This window comes from Amycolatopsis rhizosphaerae (assembly GCF_007713715.1).
Lineage (GTDB): Bacteria > Actinomycetota > Actinomycetes > Mycobacteriales > Pseudonocardiaceae > Amycolatopsis_E > Amycolatopsis_E rhizosphaerae.
Genome location: NZ_VJWX01000011.1, coordinates 14,065 through 37,258 on the forward strand (window position 1 = coordinate 14,065; position 23,194 = coordinate 37,258).

The 23,194-nt window shown below is 68.8% G+C and carries 18 protein-coding genes and 4 pseudogenes; 9 read left to right on the forward strand and 13 right to left on the reverse strand.

Features of this window, described 5'->3' with window-relative positions; translation table 11 throughout:
- Positions 1–146: 146 nt before the first annotated feature.
- The 3 genes and pseudogenes from FNH05_RS39060 to FNH05_RS02485 all read right to left on the reverse strand — a co-directional run bounded on the left by FNH05_RS39060 (position 147) and on the right by FNH05_RS02485 (position 1,199).
- Positions 147–395, reverse strand: a complete 249-nt coding sequence (locus FNH05_RS39060; RefSeq protein WP_246127457.1) for a VOC family protein — start codon at positions 393–395, stop codon at positions 147–149.
- A gap of 86 nt (positions 396–481) precedes the next feature.
- Positions 482–706, reverse strand: a pseudogene (locus FNH05_RS39970) (VOC family protein); the annotation flags it as partial.
- 100 nt (positions 707–806) lie between these two features.
- Positions 807–1,199 (reverse strand): hypothetical protein, encoded by a 393-nt coding sequence (locus FNH05_RS02485; RefSeq protein WP_144585612.1) that lies wholly within the window; start codon positions 1,197–1,199, stop codon positions 807–809.
- A 237-nt stretch (positions 1,200–1,436) separates the two neighbouring features.
- Between FNH05_RS02485 and FNH05_RS02490 the strand changes: the two genes are divergently transcribed.
- Positions 1,437–3,755: an APC family permease gene (locus FNH05_RS02490; protein ID WP_144585613.1), complete on the forward strand. Its 2,319-nt coding sequence runs from the start codon at positions 1,437–1,439 to the stop codon at positions 3,753–3,755.
- Positions 3,756–3,781: 26 nt separating this feature from the next.
- Here FNH05_RS02490 and FNH05_RS39975 read toward each other — a convergent pair.
- The 3 genes and pseudogenes from FNH05_RS39975 to FNH05_RS02505 form a co-directional block, all read right to left on the reverse strand.
- Positions 3,782–3,970, reverse strand: a pseudogene (locus FNH05_RS39975) (hypothetical protein); the annotation flags it as partial.
- Between the two features lie 440 nt (positions 3,971–4,410).
- A complete protein-coding gene (locus FNH05_RS02500; protein WP_144585615.1) occupies positions 4,411–7,209 on the reverse strand; it encodes a penicillin acylase family protein in 2,799 nt (932 codons plus the stop codon).
- 269 nt (positions 7,210–7,478) lie between these two features.
- Positions 7,479–8,453 carry a sialidase family protein gene (locus tag FNH05_RS02505; RefSeq protein WP_144585616.1) on the reverse strand — a complete coding sequence of 325 codons (975 nt, stop codon included), beginning with the start codon at positions 8,451–8,453 and terminating at the stop codon, positions 7,479–7,481.
- An 852-nt stretch (positions 8,454–9,305) separates the two neighbouring features.
- Between FNH05_RS02505 and FNH05_RS39070 the strand changes: the two genes are divergently transcribed.
- Positions 9,306–9,569, forward strand: coding sequence for a dihydrofolate reductase family protein (locus FNH05_RS39070; protein ID WP_246127458.1), 264 nt, complete (start codon positions 9,306–9,308; stop codon positions 9,567–9,569).
- Positions 9,570–9,764: 195 nt separating this feature from the next.
- A complete protein-coding gene (locus tag FNH05_RS02515) occupies positions 9,765–11,546 on the forward strand; it encodes a right-handed parallel beta-helix repeat-containing protein (RefSeq protein WP_144585617.1) in 1,782 nt (593 codons plus the stop codon).
- A gap of 54 nt (positions 11,547–11,600) precedes the next feature.
- On the opposite strand, the gene FNH05_RS02520 is transcribed toward FNH05_RS02515, so the two are convergent.
- The 4 genes from FNH05_RS02520 to FNH05_RS02535 all read right to left on the reverse strand — a co-directional run bounded on the left by FNH05_RS02520 (position 11,601) and on the right by FNH05_RS02535 (position 15,690).
- Positions 11,601–12,572, reverse strand: coding sequence for a carboxymuconolactone decarboxylase family protein (locus tag FNH05_RS02520; protein WP_186382336.1), 972 nt, complete (start codon positions 12,570–12,572; stop codon positions 11,601–11,603).
- A gap of 34 nt (positions 12,573–12,606) precedes the next feature.
- Positions 12,607–13,224, reverse strand: a complete 618-nt coding sequence (locus tag FNH05_RS02525) for an eL24 family ribosomal protein (protein ID WP_144585619.1) — start codon at positions 13,222–13,224, stop codon at positions 12,607–12,609.
- A 359-nt stretch (positions 13,225–13,583) separates the two neighbouring features.
- Positions 13,584–14,837 carry an MFS transporter gene (locus tag FNH05_RS02530; protein ID WP_144585620.1) on the reverse strand — a complete coding sequence of 418 codons (1,254 nt, stop codon included), beginning with the start codon at positions 14,835–14,837 and terminating at the stop codon, positions 13,584–13,586.
- 52 nt (positions 14,838–14,889) lie between these two features.
- Complete coding sequence (locus FNH05_RS02535) at positions 14,890–15,690, reverse strand: MBL fold metallo-hydrolase (protein WP_186382337.1); 801 nt, start codon at positions 15,688–15,690, stop codon at positions 14,890–14,892.
- 90 nt (positions 15,691–15,780) lie between these two features.
- Between FNH05_RS02535 and FNH05_RS02540 the strand changes: the two genes are divergently transcribed.
- Positions 15,781–16,383: a CGNR zinc finger domain-containing protein gene (locus FNH05_RS02540; protein WP_144585622.1), complete on the forward strand. Its 603-nt coding sequence runs from the start codon at positions 15,781–15,783 to the stop codon at positions 16,381–16,383.
- Positions 16,384–16,602: 219 nt separating this feature from the next.
- On the forward strand, positions 16,603–16,851 hold the full coding sequence (locus FNH05_RS02545; RefSeq protein ID WP_246127459.1) for an IclR family transcriptional regulator domain-containing protein: 249 nt from the start codon (positions 16,603–16,605) through the stop codon (positions 16,849–16,851).
- A gap of 198 nt (positions 16,852–17,049) precedes the next feature.
- On the opposite strand, the gene FNH05_RS02550 is transcribed toward FNH05_RS02545, so the two are convergent.
- A complete protein-coding gene (locus FNH05_RS02550) occupies positions 17,050–17,403 on the reverse strand; it encodes a hypothetical protein (RefSeq protein WP_144585623.1) in 354 nt (117 codons plus the stop codon).
- A gap of 191 nt (positions 17,404–17,594) precedes the next feature.
- On the opposite strand from FNH05_RS02550, the gene FNH05_RS02555 reads away from it, so the two are divergent.
- Positions 17,595–17,975: a hypothetical protein gene (locus FNH05_RS02555; protein ID WP_246127461.1), complete on the forward strand. Its 381-nt coding sequence runs from the start codon at positions 17,595–17,597 to the stop codon at positions 17,973–17,975.
- Between the two features lie 18 nt (positions 17,976–17,993).
- On the opposite strand, the gene FNH05_RS02560 is transcribed toward FNH05_RS02555, so the two are convergent.
- Entirely contained in the window at positions 17,994–18,149 is a 156-nt protein-coding gene (locus tag FNH05_RS02560; protein WP_144585624.1) for an aldehyde oxidase, read from the reverse strand.
- A 217-nt stretch (positions 18,150–18,366) separates the two neighbouring features.
- Here FNH05_RS02560 and FNH05_RS02565 point away from each other — a divergent pair.
- Both FNH05_RS02565 and FNH05_RS02570 read left to right on the forward strand, forming a co-directional pair.
- Positions 18,367–19,597, forward strand: a pseudogene (locus FNH05_RS02565) (IS256 family transposase).
- 202 nt (positions 19,598–19,799) lie between these two features.
- Positions 19,800–20,807 carry an RNA polymerase subunit sigma-70 gene (locus FNH05_RS02570; protein WP_144585625.1) on the forward strand — a complete coding sequence of 336 codons (1,008 nt, stop codon included), beginning with the start codon at positions 19,800–19,802 and terminating at the stop codon, positions 20,805–20,807.
- A 326-nt stretch (positions 20,808–21,133) separates the two neighbouring features.
- Here the strand turns inward: FNH05_RS02570 and FNH05_RS02575 are convergent, their stop codons facing one another.
- A complete protein-coding gene (locus FNH05_RS02575; protein WP_144585626.1) occupies positions 21,134–21,697 on the reverse strand; it encodes a dihydrofolate reductase family protein in 564 nt (187 codons plus the stop codon).
- Between the two features lie 407 nt (positions 21,698–22,104).
- On the opposite strand from FNH05_RS02575, the pseudogene FNH05_RS02580 reads away from it, so the two are divergent.
- A pseudogene (locus FNH05_RS02580) lies at positions 22,105–22,893 on the forward strand (transposase); the annotation flags it as partial.
- Positions 22,894–23,194: the final 301 nt, after the last annotated feature.

The window sequence follows — 23,194 nt, forward strand, 5'->3', positions numbered from 1 at the left end:
CACGTCGTGGGCCTTGCCGCAAGCCCCCCAGCGTGCTATATGTTCAAAATGGAAGGAAATAGGTACTCCTTCCCCATTATCGTCCACTGTGGGCGGACCACCCCTGGCGCGCCGCGGAATGGTCGTTCATGGTTTCTCCGGCTGGATCAGATCGGTGACGGGGTCCACAAGCCGGCGTCGGCCGGGCTGCGATGCTGCAGGGCGAACAGGTCCTCGCCCGGGCCCGCGGTGCCCCAGCGGTCGGCGGAGTCGTTGCTCGCCGGCCAGATCCGCGGGACCCAGGCCTCCTCGTCCGTGATGCGTTCGAGTGTGGTCGTGTACTCGACGACGAAGTCGTCCGGCCCTGCGAAGTAGGAATCGACGTTGTCACCGCGCTGTGGCGGCCTGGTCCCCACAGCGGCTCGCGTCGCGCGCGGATCAGGCGACCGGTGCCACGCATGTACTCGTCGAGGCCGCCCATCTCGAACGACATGTGGTTCGGGCCCGCGTGCCCCCGTCGGGTCAGTGTCAGGCTGTGGTGGTCGGCGGAGCAGCGCAGGAAGCACATGCGGTTCTCGAGCCAGTCCGACAGGCGGAACCCGAGCCGTTCGGTGTAGAAGGTCATGGTCTCGGCGATGTTTGGCGTGTCCAGGACGACGTGGCTCAGCTTGCGGGGCAGACGGATGATGCAGGGTTCCGGGCTACCGACCGCGCCGAGGAAGACCACGTCCGGAAGCCCTTCACCCCCGGCCGGAGGGACCGGGGCAAGCCGTGAAGGGTCCCTTCACAGTCAAATCGACTGTGAAGGGACCCTTCACGGCCAACACTCACGCGACATTGCCGGAGCGGGACGGCCCTGGGGATACCCGGGAGCGTAGCGCCCGGAGCATCGCCATGACGGATACGGAAACGAGCGTGGCTCCGGCCAGGATGACCGCGTCCTGGGCGGAGGCGGAGGTGAACACCAGTGCGCCTTCGCGGCCGAGGACGAAACCGTCCTGAAGTGCCCATGCCACCACCGCGATGCCTGCCACCGCGGGTGGGGACGTGACGGCGGACAGGGTGGCGACCGTCACGGCCAGGGCGAGCACCGGCCACAGTGGATGGCCGGTCCCTTTGGCGGCGATTGTGACAAGCGTGGCCAGTGTGGTCAGCACGACGCCGAGCGGGAATCCGAACCCGCCGGGCAGCGGTACCCCTGGCGAGCATCTGGTGCGCATGCCGCGAGTGCAGCACCGCGTTCGCCTGACGGACGGGCTGATGGCGTGATCCATACGTGTATTCCCGTTGTTTTAACGTTTTTTTGATGCTGTCGCGCCAGGACGCCGCTACCTCGGCCGATGCGGCCGGCGGGCGGGGGGTGGCGGCAAAAGTGCAGTTAGAGAGCGTGGGTGTACACGCATGAACTCGGTCACCCGCCGTCGCCGGAGTACCGGGCGGTGACACAAGATGGGGCCATGACGCAACGCCTGGGCGGCTCATCGTCCGCTTTGCCCGAATCGGCTGGCTATGTTCTGAAACGGCTGTTTCTGGGGCGTCCGTTGGTCAGCAGTCAGTTGCACGCCGAGCGGTTGTCCAATCCGGTCGCCCTGGGGGTGCTGTCTCCGGACGCGATCTCCTCTTCGGCTTACGGTACCGAGGAAATCCTGCTGGAGCTGCTCCCTTATGCTGGGTTGGCTGCGTTTTCGCTGATTCTTCCGATCACTGGGATCATCCTTTTCATCCTGATTCTGGTGACGGCCTCCTACCGGCAGGTGGTGATGGCCTACACTCGGGCGGGCGGCTCCTATGTGGTGGCGCGGGAGAATTTCGGCCCGCGGTTCGCCCAGGTTGCCGCTGCGGCGCTGCTGATCGACTACGTGGTGACGGTGGCGGTGCAGGCCGCCGCGGGCACCGTCGCGGTGGTGTCGGCGGTGCCCGCGCTGGGCCCGTACAGCCTGGAGATCACCATTGGTGTGGTGCTGGTCCTGTGCTACGCCAACCTGCGCGGCTTGCGGGAGGCGGGCCGCCCGTTCGCGATCCCGACCTACTTCTTCGCGGGCATGGTGATCCTGATGATCGTGGTCGGGGTGGCGCGCAGCCTGTTCGGCACGCTGCCCCGCTACGACTCCGCTCATTTGGCCGGCGCGGTTCCGGTGCAGCAGGGCAGTGGCCTGATCATGGGCGCCACGATCCTGGTGGTGCTGCGGGCGTTCGCCAACGGCGGGTCTTCGCTGACCGGCGTGGAGGCGATCTCCAACACGGTCAGCGCGTTCCGTAAACCGCAGGGCCGCAACGCGCGGCTGGTGCTGACGGTGATGGCGTCGGTGCTGGGATTCCTCGTCGGCGGAGTGTCCTACCTGGCGTCGGTCACCCACGCCACCCCGTACCAGGCGGGGTATCCTTCGGTGCTGTCACAAGAGGCCAGGGCAGTGTTCGGGCAGGGCACTGTCGGCACCGTCCTGTTCGGACTGCTGCAGCTCGCCTCCGCCCTGATCCTCTACACCGGCGCGAACACCAGCTTCAACGGATTCCCGTTCCTGGCCAGTTTCGTGGCCGAAGACCGCTTCCTGCCCCGTCAGTTGACCAAGCGAGGTCACCGGCTGGTGTTCTCCAACGGAATCCTGGTGCTCACCGTCCTGTCGGTGGCGCTGCTGCTGGTCACCGGCGGCTCGGTGAACGGACTGGTGCCGTTCTACGCGATCGGCGTGTTCACCGGGTTCGCGATCGCGGGGTACGGGATGACCAAGCACCACCTGCGCAACCGGGAGCGGGGCTGGCGGTACCGGCTGGCGGTGAACCTCAGCGCCGGAATCCTGGCCACCATCGTGGTGGTGATCTTCGCGGTGGCGAAGTTCACTGAGGGTGCGTGGCTGGTGGTGATCGCCTTCCCAGTGCTGGTGTTCGTGCTGATGCGGCTCAACCGGGAATACCGTGCCGAAGCGGCCATCCTCGAACACGTCCGTGAACATCCGCTGCGCGCCGCGAACTACGCCCACCACAAGGTGTTCGTCCTGGTCAACAACGCCGACCTGGCCGTGCTCGAAGCCCTGCGTTACGGCCGCAACCTCCGCGGTACCGACCTCACCGCCGTACATTTCATGATCGACCGCCTGCACGCCGACCGGCTGGCGCGGCGGTGGCAGGAACTGGGGATCGAGGTGCCGTTGCGCTTCATCGACTGCCCGGACCGCCGCCTCGGGCGGGCGGCCCAGAAACTGGCCGCGGACGACGCCCGTCCGGGCACCGGTGTCACCGTCCTGCTGCCCCGGCGCAGCTACGCGCCTGTCCTGGGTTGGCTGCTGCACGACCGCACCGCCGACCGCATCGCCCGCCTGATCAGTCGGGTCGAGCACGCCGCCGCCACCATTGTGCCCTACGACGTGCAGTCCAAGATCCGCGAGGCCTACCCCGACCTGCCAGAACAGCGCCTCACCGCGGCTTTCGAACGCCTCGCTGACCGGTTGGACGGAAACCGGCCCGAGCTCGGCGAACTCCAAGAACCACAGTCGCCCGCGGGAGCCGTCCCCATCGGCGACGTCCGGCCCGGAACTACGGTCACGGTGGAGGGACGCCTGCACGAACTGCGCCTGGACCGGGCCGATGACCACACCGTGCTCATCGGCCAGTTGGAGGACGCAACCGGCAACCTCCGCGTCGAGTTCCCGGAACGAGCCGCAAGCGAGATCGACGTCGGTCAGCGACTGTGCGTCACCGGCACCGTGCACCGGCAGGGCGACGAACTCCGGCTTCAGCGATCCCGCTACCGCACCATCGAAGAAGCCGAGGAGGACTGAGCACGGCGGGCGAGGCTCGTTTCGGTTCACCGGTCGTGTGACGGTGCTGGGGTCGCTATCGGTGTGTAGTCGTCGGCGGGGGCGGCCCCAGAGAGGTGCGCAGGGAGTGCGACGGTGATGGTGAGTCCGCCGCCGGGCGTGTCTTCGGCGGTGATGGTGCAGCTGTGCATGGCGTCGATGAAGCCTTTGGCTACGGAGAGACCGAGGCCGATGCCGGCGGGGGGACTGTAAGACGAACGGCTCTGGGCCGAATCCGGTGGTGACGCTGCGTATCGGACTGCCTCCGGCATCGTCGGCACGCCCGACCAGTCCGCCTACCTTCCCCCGGCTCTCCAACGCCCGGCCCTCCGCCGCCGGCCCGTCAGCGAGCGAGCCGCCGCCTGACCGCGCAGGAGTGCGAGCCGGAGCCTCGGCGAAGGGGCGCCCCAGGAGAGACGGCGACGACCACTCGGCTGGGCAGCGGCAGACGTATGCCTTGATGAAGTGACACTGCGGCGACGGCCTCCACCGCTGCCACTCCTCCCGGCGACGGCCCTTGATCGAGGCGAGCAGATCCGGCGGATGATCTCCGTGATGTCCGGCGGTCACCGTCTCCGCGGGGGCGCCGCCGCCTTCACGGCGGCGAGAACGGCCTCGCGCCGAGTTCGGCCCGAGTTCAGCGATGCCGGCCGAACTCGGCGACCTGCTGGAACGTCGGCCGGTTCTGCCAGTCGATGTCCGGCTGCCCGACGATGCCGATCCCGCGGAAGGCGATGGCGTCGTACTGCGGCATCGTCTGCTTGGCGGCCACCGTGTCGGGCGTGCTGGTCCAACTCGCGGCGTCGGTGGACCCGCCGTTGGCGGAGACGAGCGTGCGGTAGGTGTCCGCCAGGGCCCGGTCGATCGCCGCGGGGCAGTCCGCCGGGCCGGAGCCGCAGATCCTCGACAGCACGCCGGAGCCGAACGGCGTGCCGACCGGGGCGTTGCGAAGCTGCCGCAGCACCTTGACGAGGTAGCTCTCGTAGCCGCCGTCGTAGGCGCTGCCCAGGTGCGCACCGCCACTGTTGGGCGTGTTCACCCACTGCATGGGCAGCACCGAGTAACCGGTGGCCGAGGCTCCGCCGGTGGAGCCGACTCCCGTGACGCCGCCCGCGGCGAGGAGAGGATCGAACAGCGCGCGAATCAACTTCGTCTGCAGCACGTCCATGATGGCGACGGCGGCGTGGTCGGCGTACTGGGTGTCTCCCGGCGCGGCCTTGCGGCGATGGTCGCCGGTGGCGTTCCAGCCGGCGAGCACGTCGAGCATCTGCCGCACGCCGGCCGGCTCGGCGCGTCCGGCAAGGTAGGGCAGCAGCTCCGGCAGGGTGGTCAGGCCGTCGAGATCCTGGCTGGCGGCGGTTTCCATGGCCTGGACCAGGTTCGTGCGGGTGAGACGGCCGGCGTGGGCGTCGAGCTGGGCCTGGATCTGGGCGTCGAGCATCTGCACCCGGTAGGCGGGCCCATAGCCGTACTGGCTGTCGGCGGCGGAGAACTGCGGTGCCGGTTTGTTGTTCCAGCTGGTGAGGACGCCCGATGGCGGGTCGATGGCGTGCGGGTGCTGGGCGGCCGGGAGGAAGCCCTGCCATTCGGCGCCGCCGGTGCCCCAGGTGGGCAGGTCGGGGTCCGCACCGGCATGCCGGACCGGGTCGAGTCCCGAGTTGTAGTAGGCGATGTCGCGGCTGTCGGCGTAGAACCAGTTGAACGTGTAGCCGATCTGGGCCGCCCCGGTCATCCACGACTGCGCGTCGTGGGTGAGGGCGGGTTCGCCCCAGCGCAGGAAACCGACCACCGAGTCGACCTCGTGGCCGTAGGTGGAGCGCTGGTCGACCACGGCGACGGGTGCACCGCCGTCCGCGGTGGTCCAGCCCTGCACGATGCCGTGCCCGGTGAGGTAGATGTCGTGGGTGATCACGGCGGGCGCGCCGACGCCACCCGGTTTGGGCACGGCGGTCTCGGTGAATGTCTCGTGGGTCATGGGCAGGCACTGGCCGTTGAACTCGTAGTACTTCCCGGTCGGCGCGGGGGCCGCGCCGGTCGGGTCGCAGACGCGTTCGAGCCTCTGGTCGGTCAGGTCCGATCCGGCTGAGGTCGCCGACCAGGCGAAGTCCTGGCCCCGGCCGAGTTCCACCAGACCGGTCCCGGGGAACGAGGCTCCCTCGGCGTCGTAGTCCGGCGAGTGCAGGTCCTCCTGCATGAGGATGCCCGGCGCGAAGTAGGACACCTGCGGGCCGAACACGGCGATGGGATGCCCTTCCCCGGAGTGCTGAGCGGAGACCAGCAGCGCGTTGCTCATGTGCTGCGGCATGGCGAGCAGGTTCGCCACGACAGTGGTGGCGGCCTGGCCGGCGGCGACGAGGTCGCAGCCGGGCGTGGTGCCGGCCGGGCCGCCGGTCAGCGGTTTCCCGGCGTCGTCGGGCATCGCGGTCAGCGCCGGGGCGAGCGGGCCGGGAATCTCGTACGGGAACGCGGTGTCCACAGTGGTCGGGGCGTCGGCATCGTTGCGCTGCCTGAGGTCGGTGAACGCCTGCCTGCCCGGCGCGGGGCCGAGCTGCCCCTGCAAGTACTGGAGCAACGCGGCGTTGTGCACCTCGGACCCGCCACCGTCGCCGAAGATGCCGCCGATCAGAGAGGTGACGTAGACCACGTCCGCGACCGACCAGGGTCGCGGCGGTTGCAGGGCCGCGGCGTAGTCGGCAGGGAGCGCGCCCGGGTCGGTCGCCGTCCGTGCCAGGTAGGCGTTGACGCCGTCCACATAGGAGTACATCATCTGCCGGGCGAGGGCGCCCTGGGCGCCGAACTCCGCGGGCAGAGCGTCCACCTGGGCCTGGGCCTGTGCGGGCGTGTAGGGCGCGAGCAGCAGCTGGTCGTGGTCCATCTGCTCGTCGGCGCAAGACGGGCCGAGGAACTCCGAGAGCCTGCCCTCGCCGTAGTGCCGCAGCACGTCCATCAGGAACAGCCGGTCCTCGGCCTGCGCGTAGCCCGCGCCGAAGGCCAGTGCCCCGTCGTTGTCGCCGTAGATGTGCGGGATGTCGCGCGTGTCGCGGTAGATCACGACCGGTTGCCCGGGGGTGGGGTGCTCGGTGCGGGTGATGGAGCCGGGCGCGATCCCGAACGACTCGTCGCCGTAGTACGCCCCCAGGCTCGCATCGGTGAGTGAGGGCGCGCCGTACAGCAGCCCGGCATACGGTCCGAGCTGATCGTTGCTGTTGGGCGGGCGCTGCCCGGTCAGTTCGAACTGCGCGAGCTGTGTGAGGTTGACCAGACCGTTCTCGCCAGGCGGGTCGATGCTCAGGACCCGGCCGTCGGCGTAGTCGTGGGCCCGGTAGGTGGGCGGCGTGGCGGTGGCGGCGGCGGGCGCTGCGGACGTCACCAGCACCAGGGCGGCCGACGCGAAGATCGACGAGGGGCGTTTGAAGACAGCGCTTACGCGATTCATGCGGGTGTCCTAGCTGTCGGTTGCGGCACAGCGAGATGGGTACCCGGCACCCATGATGTCCTTCGCTGGACCACTCGTCACGGCCGAACGCGAACCCGATTCGGGTTCTTTTCTGTTTGTACATCGGTGCCGCGGCAGGGGCAAGGGATGCGGTGGAAAAGGCGGATCCCGGGGCCGAGGAGTGCCCGTTCAGCCGATCGTCCGAGATCATCCTGGCGCTGGGCCGCGCCGGTCCTGGTTCCTCGCCTTCTCACCGGCCACGCTCGACCTCAGTTCGGATAACCTGCGGCAGCGCCGCCGGTCTGCACGGCGTAACCGGTGGCGCTGCCGGAACCGCCGAGCGATGGGCTGTCCATGGTGTAGGCGATGTGGGCGAGCCCGTTCTGATCGGTGTCGATACCGAAGTCGTCCAGCAGTTGCCGCCCGGAGCTGCAGGTGATGCCGCCATCGCAGACGGCTCCCTGGTGTACCGGCACAACCTGGCTGGTCGACCAGCCACTCGAGCCGCCCTGCCCCGTCTGAGCAAAGTAGACAGACCAGGTGCGTGTGTCGGTGGTGCCGGCCTGCACCGTATCCGGTGTGCCGTAGTAGACCAGGTCGACCCCGTTGCTGGTGGCCGCCAGCCACGGCATCACGGCGGCCTTGGTGACACTCACCGGACCGGAACAGTCCCAGCTGTCCCCGTGGTCGGCGGAGTGGGCGACGTAAACGGCATCATCGTTGGAGACCGCATAGTAGAGCGTCCCGTCCGGTGCGACGGACACGTTGGGGAACTGGTGGTTCAGACCGTTCCTGCCGAACGCCGTGCTGCACGGAATCGGCTTGTCCGTCCACGTGTGGCCGCCATCGGCGGATACCCCGAGGAAGGCTTCGTCCTTGGTGGTTCCGCCCATGACACTGGGGGCGACAAAAGACTGGTAGGCCCAGAAACCTCCCGCGACCGGGGCCGGGTTGCGGTGGTCGATCGCGAGGTTGCCCAGTTCGTTGTTGCCGGCCTTGTAGTCGGTGTCGGGGATGACCCGCGCGATCTGCGTGTAGAGGCCGCCACCGTTGTCGGAGCGCAGGATGTCGATGTTCGTGGTGGCGATGTCGTGGTAGCTCAGCAGTGAGGTGTCCGCGCCGTAGGCCGCGATCCACTCCCGGTCGTCCAAAGGCAGCCCGGCCTGCACCGGGGTCTGGGTGAACGTCGCGCCGTCGTCGTTGGACACCGCGACGTTCACCGAACCGAGGTTCAGGCTGGCCACGTAGACCCGGTAGGTGCCCGACGAGGACTTTTCCGGGGCGAAGGCGGTGTCGGTGTCGCCACCGGCGAGGCCGACACCGTTGACCGCGTTGGGTTGTCCCGCATAGGTCAGTCCGCATCCGCCTGCCGAGGCCGGGCCATGCCAATACTGGCTGCCGGCACCCAGCCCGTTCTCCGAACTGACCCCGACCAGTCCGGCCTTCGATACGAAACGTGCTACCAGCGGCGGCGCTCGCCGACGACGCCGTGGTCAGGGCGGCCGCACCCACACCCACGATCGCCAGGGTGGCGCACCATCGAACCGCGACCGCGCCCCGCGAGCGAAAGCCGACCATCGCCACTCCCTTGTGTCTCTGCGGCCACGACAAGCGGTAGCGATCAAAACACTCGAACGAGTGAAATTGCAAGGACCTACCGGAAAAAATGGCGGGCAAACGATGTGCAAATTATTGCAAGCGCTATCCGGATGCCCACGCAGACCGAGTTCACCGACGGGATGCGGGGTCACCCGCCGCACAGCGGACATTTGGCCGATCTCGGGAAACTCGCTTGGGCTGTTCCGGGGCAATTCGCGCGATCCTCGGCCGCCCGGCGGACAACGATGAGTCTTGGTGGCGTCGCCGGTCACTACACACAACGGACTCGGGCGAGTCCGACAGGGAGCTGGTTGTGGTGAACGGCAAGGTTTTCTGGCACGTGACGATGTCACTGGGCGGGTTCGTCGCGGGGCCTGGCCATGAAATGGACTGGATGTCCCTGAGTTGGCTCCCGCCAGGGACGGGGATGCCCGAGCCGGCAGAGCAGGTGCTCGGCTCGCTCGGCGCCGTCCTCGGTGGCCGCGGCCGCGCTCGCCATGGCCGGCGGTCGTAACGTCGTCGTGTTCGGCGCCGACCTTGCGCGGCAGGCGCTGGCCGCGGGCCTGGTCGGCGAGATCGTCGTGCACACCGCGCCCGTGCTGCTGGGCAAGGGGATTCGGCTGGCGGTGGACGAGCGGGTCGAACTGGAGCCGGTACACCTCGGCAGCACTGGCCCGATGGCCGACCTGCACTACCGCGTCATGAGGGCCCCTAGGGCCAAAACCGTTGACCACACGGGAGTTCATGGGATGGCGCCGTGACGGACGAGAGCGTGCGCAGGCGAGAGCTTCGCCGAGGACAGGTGGGGCGACCCGGACGAGGACCGGTACGTTAGCGCCACGGAACTGTGGTCGGTACCGGCCGGTCCGTAACCCGGAATCGGAAAGCGCTTTTCTCAAGCCGCCGGACGTGTCACCATCGATGGCCGGTACCGGTAACACCGGCAGGAGGCGACGATGCCCGTCCGATCCCGATCGGCTCGCCTGGTCCTGGGGGTGGCGCTGGCCACGCTCGTGACCGGTTCGGTCCCCGCGTACGGCACAACCGCCACCACGAGCGCGCCACGCGTATTCCGGGTGGGGACCTGGAACGGGATCGCCGGTGACCAGCCGAGCATCGAGGCCGCGGTCGCCGCAGCCGGACCGGGGGACTGGATTCTCGTCGGCCCCGGCGACTACCACCCGCGGATGGACTACGCCGGCCCCCAGCGGAGCCCGAACGCCCCGGCCGGCGTGCTGATCACCACGCCGGGCCTGCACCTGCGGGGCATGGACCGCACCGACGTGGTGATCGACGGAACCAGACCGGGCGCGGCCCCCTGTTCGCCGGACCCGGCCGACCAGGATTACGGGATTCCGGACGCGTCGGGCAAACCGAGCGGCCGCAACGGAGTCGAAGCCCTGCTGACCAGCGGCGTCACCTTCGAGAACTTCACCGTCTGCAACTTCCTCTCGGGCAGCGCGGGCAGCGGGAACGAGATCTGGTGGAACGGCGGCGACGACTCCGGCAGGATCGGCCTTGGCGCCTGGTGGGGCAGCTTCCTCTCCGCGACGTCGACGTTCTACGACCCGGGAAACCCGGGAAGCGCCGCCCAGTACGGCCTTTTCGTGTCCAATTCGGATGGTCCGGGTTCGATGACCGATACCTACGCCAGCAACTTCAGCGACTCCGGTTACTACATCGGCGCGTGCGGCGACTGCAACGCGGTGATCGACCGGGGGCACGCGGAGTTCAACGCGCTGGGCTACTCGGGCACGAATTCCGGCGGCCATCTGCTCGTGCAGAACTCCGAGTTCGACGACAACCAGGACGGGTTCGACACCAACAGCCAGAACAGCGCGGACCCGCCGAGCCCGCAGGACGGCACCTGCCCGAACGGGGAAACCGGGCCCACCGGAACCCGTTCCTGCTGGGTGTTCCGGAACAACTACGTGCACGACAACAACAATCCCGATGTGCCGGGGGTGGGCGTCGCCGGTTCCGGGCCAGTCGGCACCGGGATCTCCCTGGCGGGCGCGCGCAACGACACGGTGGTGCACAACCGGTTCGTCAACAACGGTTCGTGGGCGGTGCTGACCACGGTGTTTCCGGACACCGCGCCCGCTTCTTCGAGCAACGTGCCGGACTGTCGCGGCGGCGTGCTGGGCGGCAGCGCGTTCGGCGTCACCGTCCCGTGCCTGTACGACGTGTGGGGCAACGAGATCGCGGACAACACCTTCAGCGGCAATGGCGGGTTCGGCAATCCCACCAACGGCGACCTAGCCGATCTCTCCCTGCCGCCCGCCGAGTCGCCCGGCGCGCCCGGCGACTGCTTCCACGGCAATACCGGAACCGGTGGCGTGCCCGCGACGAGTTGGCCGCTGACGCTGCAGATCACGCAGGGCACCTGCGGTTGGCCGGTGTATCCGGACCCGGCGTCGGACGCGGTGCTCGCCGCCGAGGTCGGCTGCGCCACGCAGGCCTTGTTCCCCTGCCCGCCGAACCTGCCCGCGGCCGCCTACCCGCGACGCGGCACGGTGGTCATGCCCGCGCTGCCTCGTCAGCCGACGATGCCGGACCCCTGCGCCGGGGTGCCCGTGAGCAACCCGTGGTGCCCGGACGCGGTCACGGCCGCTTCGGCGGCCGGGAGCCCGCGCGGGATCGCGGACCGGCGTCCGGCCGTGGTGTTCATTGCCGCGGGTCCCAACTCCAGCGGAGCCCGTCGTCGTCGCCGCGGCGGTAGTGGCGGACCCCGGTGACAAGTCGGCGGTCGTCCGCAGGCTCAACCCGCAGAGCCCGCGGAACGTGTCTCGTCATCGGGCGATGGTGGTTTCGAGGTGAGCGACGGCGGTGATGGCGCCGTAGCCGAGCAGGTGCAGCAGGCCGTGATCGGTGTACCCGTTGGCCCGCCAGCGGGTGACGTCCTCGTTGGTGATCTGGCTCGGTGCGAGCCCGGCCAGAATCGCCAGGGTGGCGGCGGGCCGGTCGTCGGGGTCGAGCGGAGCGAGGGATTCCGCCAGCCAGGCACGGTCGTCGAGCAGGCCTCGGTGCTGGGTGATCGTGTCGCGGACGACCTTGCTGGCGGGCTCGGACAGCAGTCCCTGGCTCCGGCTTGCCGCGGTCCGCAGCGCCACGTACGCGGGGCCGACCGGGCTGTCGCCCGCCCACGCCGGGATTCCCTCGCGGGGGAGCGGGTCGAGGAGGCGGAGGCTGTCGCCGGGGGTGCGTTGCCGGCGTATGGCGCGGGCGATCGGGGCACCGTCGAAGGTGGCTGGTTCGCCCTCCTGCATGCTGCCCGGCAGCAGGTCGCCGTTCAGCAGCGCGAGCACCATCCGGTTGATGAAGTGCAGTGCGAGCGCGGTCCCGATGTACTCGGGCGCCTCCGGTGCGGGAAAGGGTGGTGTACCGCCGGATCGCGCCCACCGGGCGAGCGCGGCGAGTTCCGGTTCGGCCGGCGTGGTTCCGCGTTCGAGCGCGTCGGCGAGGTGCCCGCCGCCGGCCAACCGCAGGAACACGAGGTGCCCGGCGGTGTCGTAGGCGCACCGGTTGGTTTGGGAGACGGAGACGGTCACGATTTCCTTGCGCCATCGGGGAACCGTGCCGGCCACGAGCGACTCGCGCAGCAGCGCCCAGCCGGAGACGAGCAGTTCGGGTGCGGGTGAGAGCATCATGACCGCCGGGCCGATGGTGCTGAACTCGGTGTTGACCTGGTCGTAGACGGCGGCCACCTGCCCGGTGGCGTCCTCGGGCCGGACGGGTGTGACGTGCTGGAACAGCGGGGGCATTCGGAAAGCTCCTTTCGGCCGGGGGGAGTGACGGTCATCGGGCATGTTCTTCGGCGAATACCTCGTGGCATCCCTTGCTGCAGAAGGGAATTCGCGTGCCGTTGTGTTCCACGGTCGCGGCGGCGTGCTCGAAGGGCACGGTCATGCCGCACACCGGGTCCAGTCCTGAGCCCGGCGGCAGGTCGGCGGCCGAGCGCGGGGATTCCCGGTGCGGTTTGGTGATGATCTTGAGCAGGTCGGTCGCGGTCAGCGCCTGCCCCATCGATCCGATGGCGCCGTCGGGCAGACCGGTCACGTGGATCCACGAGACCGGTTGCTCGTAGAGCCGTGCAGGGTTTTCGTCGATGTCGGCGAGCACCTTCGTGAATGCCGTGACAAGGTGGGAAGCCATTTCCTCCCGCCAGCTCTCCGGCACGGCGACGCGGATGAGGTAGGGCGGCAGGGCGTCCGCCTGGAGCGGGTGCCCGGCCACGTACCAGTCGTCGGCTTCGCGGAACAGCACGTGGCACAGGGACCTTCCGGCATCGATCACCGCCTCGGGGGCCTCGCTGCCCCCGGCCTGCATCACGTCGGTCACCAGTCGCGCGCCGAGTACCCGTCGCTGGGCTCCGGTCAGGGTGCCCTTCGGGGTGAACACCTCGATGATCATCATGCTCGGTCATCCCCTCTGTGTTGTGTGGAATCTTCTTGGCCGTGATCCTGACTGGTACGGGGCGCGTGGCGCGTCGGACGGGCGGAGACATTTCGTCTACTTCGCCGGCGGTAGGCCGGCTACTCCCGAGGGAGAACGTGCTGGTCGCCACCGGCGGCCATATGGCTGCGATGGCCGCCGTCCCCTTCGGCCGCGTTCCTCGAGGAGTGGGTCAAGCAGCCCAGGGAAGCTGTCGTGCTCCGAACTTCCGCTCGATGACGATTTCTGGAGCAGGCCGCCGACGACGACGACGGATTAGCCGCTGTGAGGAAGTCATCAGGCGCGCGCGAAAGCGTCCAAACGCGATAGTTGACGGTGGACTATCGATTGCGGGTGACGGCGATGGCGCCTACGAGCGCGATGGCGACCAGACTGCCGGCGAGGGCCAGGGTCGGGAAGTTCGTGGCAGCGACGACGAGACCCGAGGCCATTCCGCCGACGGAGCCGGCGACAGCGATGGCGACGTCGACCAGGCCCTGGGTTTTGGCGCGGGTGGCCAGTGGGACGGCGTCGGTGATGATCGCGCTGCCGCTGATGAGGCCGAAGTTCCAGCCCAGACCCAGCAACGCGAGGGCCACCGAGAGCGGGACGACGGAGTCGGCGGGGGCGCTTGCGGCAACGATTCCGGCTGCCAGCAGGACCAGTCCGGAGGCGGTGGCGATGGTGAGGCGGCCACAGCGGTCGACGAGCCGGCCGGTCAGGGGCGAGGGCAGGTACATCGCGCCGATGTGGATGGCGATGACGAGACCGGAAGCGGCGGCGCCGTGGCCGTGGTCGTGCATGTGGACGGGCGTCATCGTCATGATCGCGACCATGATCAACTGGGTGAGCACCATGACCAGCGCACCGATCAGGACGCCGCCGCGGCGAACGCGGGGCTGGTCGCCGTCATCGCCCGGTTGCGTGGACGTCGCGACGGTGCGTTCGGCTTCCAGGACGCGAGCCAGTAGCAGTGGATCGGGGCGCAGCCAGATGGTCAGGACCAGCGCGGCTGTCGCATAGGCTGCGCCGGCAAGCAGGAACGGCCCGGCGAGGTAGGGGATTCCCAGGGCGCGAGCGAGGTCGCCGGTGGGCGCGGCGAGGTTGGGCCCGATCACACCGCCCAGGGTGGTGGCGACCAGAACGGTGGATACCGCACGAGCGCGGTGCGCGGGGGCGGCCAGGTCGGCTCCGGCGTAGCGGGCTTGCAGGTTGGTGGCCGTGCCGGCGCCGTAGACGAATAGTGCGAGGAAGAGCAGGACGGGGTTGCCGACCACAGCGGCGGCGATGACGCCGACGCTGCCGACCGCACCGGCCAGGTACCCGGTGGCGAGGCCAGGCCGGCGGCCCCGGGTTTGCGACACGCGGCCGACGATGACGGCCGCCACCGCGGAACCGGCGGTGCCCAGGGCGCTGGGGAGGCCTGCGAGGCTGGTGGAGCTGAGCATGTCCCGTGCGAGCAGGGCGCCGACAGCGACCCCGGCCGCCAGGCCGGCGCCGCTGAGGACCTGGGCGGCGACCAGGACGGCCAGGGCGCGGCGCTGCGCCTGGGAGTGCGTGGGGTGCCCCGTCAGGGCGGGCACGGAAGTCGTCACGGGAGCTCTTTCGGTAGGTGGGACCTGGGCGGAAGCAACCGGCCGGTTCGCCTCAGCCCAGGTCCAGGCGGTCGGCCAGCCCTGCGGCGGTGAACGCCGCAACCAGGTCGGCGCGGCCTTCGGTGAAATGGGCCCAGCCGTCGCAGTGGACGGGAACCACCCGGCGAGCACCGAGGATCGCGGCGGCCTCGGCCGCCTGGGCACTGTTCAGGACGATGAACTCGCCGTCGAAGAGAACCGGGAAGCGGGGAGCCCCGGCGAACAGGATGGCGGTGTCCATCGGTCCGAAGCGCTCGGCGATTCCCCTGACCATCTCGAGCGAGGCGTTGTCGCCGCTGACGTAGACCGTGGGCAGGCCCTCGCCGGTCAGGACGAATCCGACGACCTGTCCGATGACCGGCTCGACCTCCTCGCGCGTACCTGGTCCGTGGATGGCGGGCACGCCCGTCACGGTGATGGTGCCGCCGCCGGGGCGGTCCAGCTCGATCGACTCCCAGTCGGCCAGCCCTCTGGCCCCGCTGCCCAGGCGCCGCCCGCCTCCCGGTGTGGTGAGGGTGAGGGGAACGCGGGCGAGCAGGGCACGGCCCGAGTCGTCGAGGTTGTCGGGGTGCTCGTCGTGGGACAGCAGGACCACGTCGACGAGGCCGAGGTCGGCGGGCGTGACCGAGGAGGGCGCGGTCTTGGTCAGGATCGGAGGACCCGATCGCTGGTGGTCGTCAGGGGCGTAGTAGTCGCCCGGAGCGTCGAAGGTCGGGTCGGTGAGAAATCTCAGCCCACCGTATTCGAAGAGCACTGTCGGACCGCCGAGGACGCGGACGGGAAACCGCTCGTCGGTTGTGTCGGCAGAAGCCACGAAGAATCTCCTCACGGATGAATCCATATTTATCCGTGAAGTGACGCTACAGCTTCCTCATGGATAAGCACAAGCCGTACCATGAGAAAGATGAGCGAGACCACGACCGGCGAGTCCGTGCTGCCGCCCGCGCCAGGGGCGGAGCAGTACCTCGCCCTCGCCTTCGTCAACACCACCATCGCGCTGCCGGGTGGGCAGTTCATCGATCTCCTCGGCACCCCTGCGGCGACGGGGCGATGGCTCGTGGAACACGGCCTCGCGCCGGCCGGGGTCGACGTGCAGGAGATGTGCGCGGCGCGGCTGCGCTCGCTGCGCGAACACGTCAGGGCGTTGCTCTCCGCCCGCGTCGCCGGGCTGCCCGCCTCGCCCGCGTCGCTGTCCGCAGTCAACGACGCCCTGAGCGGAGTGCCCGCCACCGCCCTGCTGTACTGGGACGAGAAGGACGGCCCCTATCGCGCGGTCCCGTGCCCCACCAACGAGATCCTCGAACACGCTCTGGCGATCCTCGCGGCCAACGCGGCCGACCTCCTCACCGGTCCTGACGCCGAACGCCTCATTAGTTGTGAATCCACTCCCTGCAACCGTTACCTGCTGCGCCACGGCCGCCGCCACTGGTGCTCCACCCGCTGCGGCGATCGAGCCCGTGCCGCTCGCGCCTACACCCGCCGCACCCACACCGGGACCTCTGGCTGACAGGGGTGTTCGGGTGCTCGATGCGCAGCAAGCACTTCCGCCGGGTGAGAGGCCCATCCAGGTCAGGAGCAGCAGTCCAGCCAGGCCGGCCGAGGATGCTCCGGGTGCCTGCGGTGTCATGCGAGAGCACCGCCCAACAGCTCGGCGTGGCATGGGCCGGGGGGCCTGTGCCAGGACATCTCCGCCGCTGGCCGTCGCAGTGGACTCTGGAAATGCATCGTGGCGGGCGTTCGCGTAATACGACCTGCGCTCGGCAGGATCGCCGAGGCACGGGAACGGGGCTGGGTGCTGATCGATCAGGAGCTCGAACGAGGTGTCCGCAGCGTCGCGGTGCCTCTCCACGACGGCGCGGCGGCGATCGAGCGCACCATCACCACCCGATCGAAGTCGTTCAGCGCACCGCGAAGCCCGGTGGTCGTCGCCACGCCGGAGCCGCTTTCGTCGACCGCCCCGCCGCTCAATCCGTGATCCCTCCGGGCCCCGTTCGGCATCGGGCCGGGGGCCCGGGCGAAATGATCAACGGCGACCCGGCTGTGCCGGTTGGGCTTCCCGGTCCGGAACTTGGGCCTGGTCTCCGGAGGCCGAGCCACGCGGCCAGTGCGGCCAGCAGGACGGCGGCCGGGTCCTCGACCACAGAGATGGTCTGGCCGAGGTCCATCCGGCTCGCTACGGAGATGCCGTCGTCCAGCATGGTGCCGTCCGGTCGGCGCAGGTGAGGCGTGCAGGCGTGGCCGCCCTTGACCCGGTGGCATTCGGAGGACACCGCTGTTGCGGTGAACCTGGTGCTGTGCGTGGCCAGGTAGCGGCGGAGGTCACCGCGCCGGAGGCGATGTACAGGCAGGTGGTCATGAATGCCGGGAACAACAGCCAGACCCGCCCGGACATGATGATGGCGGCGCTGGCAGCTATCGCGGCGAGCAGCAGGCCGAGTACGAACCCCCCCGCGGTGGCCACCGTGCTGCGGCTGACGATCCCCAGCGCCAGGCCGGCGCCGAGCACCAGCACCGCCGGCCAGCCCACGCGGTGGGCAGCGCGACGACGCGCCCACTGGGCGGCGGCTTCGGTCGGCCGGAATCCGTTGGTGTGGCGGGTTTCTTGGCTGGAATGCGCGGATCATCGCACTTCAGCGTGCTGGTTCGCAGCCGATTGGGGCAACAGGGCAGTGGACTGCGCCTCTGGTCGCGCGGGTTCCTCGACGGTAGATTCCTTGTGTGCGGCGTGAGAACCGGTTGGTGATGATCGGGTCGGTCTGTCTGGCCGTCGTCGGTGTCGGCATCCTGGCTTTCGGTGTCGTCGCGGCGACCGTGCCGGTGGCCGCGGACGAGCCGCTCATGCGGGCCGACGGGTTGGCCTCGCTCGGTGTGGGCCTGTTCGGTCTGCTCATCGCCGTGGTCCCGTTTCGCCGGCGGGAACGCTGGGCGTGGCTCGCGCTGTGGTTTTATCCGGTCTTCTGGTCTGTACACCTGGTGGGCGGGTTGCCACCGGGAAAGGATCACGTCCACCAGGTGGTGTTCATCGTGTTGTCCCTCGTGGGTTTGCTGCTGCCCGCACGGGCATTCTTCAGCAGCGCCTCACCCACAGGTGCCCGGTGATCGGGCAATTCGCGACAGCTACAGGAGTTTGTCCAGGGTGATCGGCGGTTCGCGGACGCGTTTGCCGGTGGCGTTGTAGACGGCGTTGGCCACCGCCGCGCCGACGCCGGTGATGCCGATCTCGCCGAAGCCGTGTGCGCCCCCACTACCAGCGGCAATCCACCCGAGAACCATGACAATCACGATCTACGGCTGGAGTACTAGCCTAGCGCTTTCACGGTGGCTGGGCGTGGGGCTGTGTCGCGCAGGAAGAAAGGTGCTCTGAGCTGCAAGAATATGACTTGCTGAGGGTCATGTTCTAGCGAGTTCGGGGAGCACCTTTCTGGTGTCGAAGTCTACTGGTCCTTACCCGTTGTTGGCGGTCGACACGAGCAATGATCAGAACCTGTGGATGGTCCCCGGCGAGGCATCGTTGATCGACCAGATCGTCCGCGAGGGCGCCCGCCGGATGCTGGCCGAAGCCCTGAAAGCCGAGGTCGACGCCTACATCGCCGCGTTCGCCGACGAGCGCGACGAGCACGGCCACCGCCTGGTCGTACGCAATGGCCACCACCAACCCCGAGAGGTGCTCACCAGCGCCGGAGCGGTGGAGGTGACCGCGCCGCGGGTCAACGACCGCCGCGTCGAGCCGGGCACCGGTGAGCGGAAGCGGTTTTCCTCGGCGATCCTGCCGCCGTGGGCCCGTAAGACCCCGAAGATCACTGACGTGCTGCCTCTGTTGTACCTGCATGGTCTGTCCTCGGGTGACTTCGTGCCCGCGCTAGGCCAGTTTCCCGGCTCCGCGAAGGGCCTGTCCGCGCCGGTGATCACCAAGCTGACCGAGCAGTGGAAAGCCGAACAACGTGCCTTCGCCGAACGCGACCTGTCCGGCGTGGACTACGTCTAAATGTGGGCAGACGGCATCCATGTCAACGTCCGGCTGGAGGAACACAAACTTTGCCTGCTGGTGATGATCGGCGTGCGCGCTGATGGCCGCAAGGAGTTGGTCGCCCTGGCCGACGGCTACCGCGAGTCGACCGAGTCGTGGGCCGACCTGCTGCGCGACTGCTCCCGACGCGGGATGACAGCTCCGGTGCTGGTTATCGGGGATGGCGCGCTGGGATTCTGGGGCGGGTTACGCGAGCTCTCCCCGGCCACGCGGGAGCAGAGGTGCTGGTTTCACAAGATCGCTAACGTGCTGGCCGCACTCCCGAAGACCGGTCATCCCGGCGCGAAGAAAGCGCTGGCGGAGATCTGGAACGCCGAGGACCGCCGCCATACACCTAGACGCGGTGAAAGCCTTCGACGCCGTCTATGGGGCGAAGTTCCCCAAGGCGGTCGCGAAGATCACCGACGATGTCGAGGAGCTGCTGGCGTTCTACAACTACCCGGCCGAGCACTGGATTCACCTGCGCACGACCAACCCGATCGAGTCGACCTTCGCCACGGTGCGCCACCGCACCAAGGTCACCAAAGGACCAGGCTCGCGGGCGGCCGGGCTGGCGATGGCGTTCAAGCTGATCGAATCGGCCCAGGCCCGCTGGCGCGCCGTCAACGCCCCGCACCTAGTCGCGCTCGTACGCGCAGGTGCGCGCTTCGAGCGCGGCGTCCTGGTCGAGCGCAACGAGGACACCGCGGCATGACGGCTGACCGACAACCTCCCTTGCTGTTCCTCGATACTGACGGAACGCTGCTGCCCTTCGGTAGCGACACCACCCGCGAACCACCCGGTGCCAGGGGCGATTCGTACCTGGACCGGCTCTGGCTCCGGCTTCACCGATCAGAAATCCTCCGCCACGTCGTCAGTTCTAGTAGCCCCTCGCACCGGTGGAAGGATTGATGACCATGACCGACGCCAGACCGCTGGGCGCCGACGAGGCCACGTTCATCGCGGCGGCCCGCTCAGGCGACACGGCGCGGTTCGCGCTCATCACGGAGCGCCACCGGCGTGAGCTGCAGGTGCACTGCTACCGGATGCTCGCGAACTACGAGGACGCCCAGGACATGACGCAGGAGACGTTCCTGCGAGCGTGGAACAAGCGGGAGTCGTTCAAGGGCAACGCCGCGCTGCGGACCTGGCTGTACCGGATCGCGACGAACGCCTGCCTCGACTTCCTGGAGAAGCGCAACGACCGCACACCCGTACCCTCCGAGCTGTCGGACCCCGGCTCCGAGGTGCCTTACCTGCAGCCGTACCCCGACGGGATACTCCCCGAGGACCCGCAGGAATCGGTGGTGGCGCGAGAGACGATCGAGCTGGCGTTCATCGTCGCCGTCCAGCACCTGCCGCCGCGGCAGCGGGCGGTGTTGATCCTGCGCGACGTCCTCGGCTGGCCGGCGCCGAAGGCCGCCGACGCCCTCGAGCTGACCGTCGCATCGGTGACCAGCGCACTGCAGCGGGCGCGCGTGACGATGCGCGAGCAGCTGCCCGACCGCCGCCTCGACTGGCGGAGCCCCGCCACCCACGAGCTGTCGGATGACGAGCGCGGCGCGGTGAAGTCCTACATCGACGCCCATGAGCGCAATGACCTCGACGGGCTGATCTCCCTGCTGCGCGACGACCTGCGCTTCGCGATGCTGCCCGAGCCGGGCACCGTGACCACGACGGCCAAGGACGCGGTGGACGGCTGGGTCTCCGGTGGGCTCTTCCAGCGCGGCTACGACGACTGGCGCTGTATCGCCACGACAGTCAATCGCATGCCTGCCGCCGTGCTGTACCGCCGCACCCCCGACGACCCGGAGTACCGGCTGTTGAACATCGCGGTCCTGCACATCGCCGACGGGAAGATCGCCGAGCTCACCGGATTCGACGCCACCGACAAACCATGGCTAGGCCTGCCCCCGACACTGTGATCACAAAAGTCCCCGCTCGTCCACGAGTCCAGCACACGGGCCGCCGTCACCGAAGTCGCCGCGGGATGAGCACCCCGACCAGCTGAACACCAACGTGACAACGCGAACACCGTCGCCCCGCCGGCGTCGCCGACGGGGCGTCTTCATGCCCCGAAGAATTCGTCACGATCGACGACGCCGTCGTCCTCATCTCCAGCGAGTCGGTCAACACCTCGCTCGGAACGCGACGAAGGGGCCGGGGAAGGTTGCCTCGAAGCCGAGGGGCACGGTGAGCACGTCAGGAAGGATTTCGACCTGGCCTCACGAGCCGAGCACCTGGCCCGCGCTCATCGCCTCGTCTCATACCTGGTCAGGACCACGCCGCCGGGAAACGTCCGCGTCTCCACCAGGTTCAGGTTCACCCAGCTGTCCAGCGCCGTGAAGAACGGTGTGCCGCCGCCCACCAGGACCGGATGGGTGACGATCGCGTACTCGTCGATCAGCCCGGCCCGCATGGCCGCCCCGGCAAGCGTCGCGCCGCCGATGCCCATCGGGCCGCCGCCCTCGGCCTTGAGCCGGGTGATCTCGGCGACCGCGTCGCCGGTGACCAGACGGGTGTTCCCGTCGACCTTGTCGATCGTCGCGGAGAACACCACCTTCGGCGTGTCCCGCCAGTTCCGCGCGAACTCGATCTGCGCCGGGGTGGCGTCGGGCTGCTGGTCGCCGGTCGGCCAGTAGGAGCTCATGGTCTCCCACAGCCTGCGCCCGTACAGCGACATGTCGCTCGCCCGCTCCTGGTCGAGCCACCACTGGAACAGTTCGTCGCTCGGCCCGCTCCAGCCGATGTCATCGCCGGGCGCGGCGATGTAGCCGTCCAGGGTCACGTTCATGCCGAAGATCAATTTCCGCATCGTGCCAGCCTCCCGTGAGTCGAACTCACACGTACAGACGGGCGCGGCACGGAAACCTAATCGGTGCGCGATCTGCGTCCGCAGGCAGTGCTCGCGTACCTGACTCAGCACGGCGCACTCGGCTGGGCTCGAGCACCACCCCACCGGATCCCGACTTCACCCTCGGATGGGCAGCGGCACACCCCATGGTCAGCTCTTCCCGACCGCTGCTGGCGTCTGTCCGGACGGGGAACGCCGTCCACGGCCACCTGCGACCTGCGGCGGGTCGAATCTGATCGGGTGTAGTGGGTCCTTCGAGAAGCACTCCTCGCGCTCGTCCGCGCGGCGCCACGTTCGAGGCCGGCAAGCTCGTCGACCCGACGAACACCCCAACCCGAAGCAGCCTAAAAGATCTTCATCCACAGGTCTTGACTATTACTCGTCGACCGACGGTAGGCGAGGTCGTGTCACAGGCCGGGGCGGTCACGCTGCTGCGGCCCGCGGAGAAGACCGGTCTGACCACGGTGCTGTCGGCGGTGTTATCGCCGTGGCGGAAACCGCTTGCGGTCCATGACCCGGGCAAGATCGTGCTCGATCTCGCTGTGGCGGTGGCGCTGGGCGGGGACTGTCTGGCCGACATCGGTCTGCTGCGGGCCGAGCCGGGCGTGTTCGGGCAGGTGGCCTCGGACCCGACCGTCTCCCGGCTGCTGACCACCCTGGCCGGTGACGCGGTGCGGGCGGTGAGAGCCATCCGAGCGGCGCGGGCCGCGTCCCGCGCCGTGGCGTGGGAACGAGCCGGTGACCGCGCACCTGATCACGGTATCGACGCTGGTGATCCGCTCATCATCGACCTGGATGCCACGCTGGTGACCGCGCACTCGGACAAGGAACGAGCCGCACCGAACTTCAAGCAGGGATACGGGTTTCACCCGTTGGGCGCGTGGGCCGACCACGGCACCGAAGGGACCGGCGAACCGCTGGTGGTGATGTTGCGGCCGGGCAACGTCGGGTCCAACACCGCGGCCGATCACAAGCAGGTGCTGGCGGCTGCGTTGGCGCAATTGCCGTTCCAGCCGGGGTATCGAGTCGGTCAGAAAGTGTTGGTACGCACCCTGCAGTATTCGGTCGGGTTCACCCTCACCACGATCACCGCCACCGCGGTCGATCGGATCCCCCAGCACGTGTGGACGCCCGCCTACGACGCCGATCCACAGCTGCCACGACGGCGGCGGTGCCGGCCAGGTGTCCGGCGGTTGTCATCCAAGAGGCGGCGTCCAGCCCGCGGCCAGTTCGGGCCAGTCCGGCGGAGGATTGAAGCCGTAGCCCATGCGTGCCCTCCTGGCTGATCTCAGCAGGAATCGGCAGCGCGCCAGCAGCCGTTACATGGTCAGTGAAGTGATCTCAGCGTCTTTCAGCTGAGTCGGCCGTGTTCAAAATGGGTGAGTACGAGCGCGGCCTTGGTGATGTCCCCGATCTTGCGTGGGCTGGTGGTGATGTGGCGCAGGGCTCGCCAGCGGC